Annotated in this window: 1 protein-coding gene; it reads left to right on the top strand. The window is 32.2% G+C overall.

The genetic code is table 11. From position 1 onward, the window contains the following. Positions 1–5 precede the first annotated feature (5 nt). Entirely contained in the window at positions 6–98 is a 93-nt protein-coding gene (locus tag ACEN4L_RS13485; protein WP_407096640.1) for an IS3 family transposase, read from the top strand. Positions 99–397 lie beyond the last annotated feature (299 nt).

Genomic DNA, 397 nt, shown 5'->3' with positions numbered 1-397 from the left:
ACGGAATCGATGATTACATTCAATTTTATATGCATAAGCGTTATGTACCAAAATTTAACGGTTTAACTCCTTCGGAGTACCGTTCTTTAGCCTCATAAAAAAATACCACGTTGAGCATCTTATTCAATGTGGTAGGGTAAACAATTATTTTGTTTTTTAACCTGTCTACTTGACGGGGAGTGGTTCAGAATTTACCTCCTTCTGTTTATTATAATAGCGCTTTCAAAAAGAATTATATCTCACTTATACGTACATGTAAAGAAAATATTCTATCCTAGATAATTCATAGTTTTATGAGTTTGCGCTCTAAAACCGTATTTCTTCAACATTTGTAAAGAGTTTCTTTTTTCACCCATTTGGTGCGTGAAAAAAGAACACCTTTCTGTTAATGTAGATT

Source organism: Desemzia sp. FAM 23988, from assembly GCF_045528365.1.
Classification (GTDB): domain Bacteria; phylum Bacillota; class Bacilli; order Lactobacillales; family Carnobacteriaceae; genus Desemzia.
This window is presented reverse-complemented; position numbering and strand designations above follow the sequence as displayed.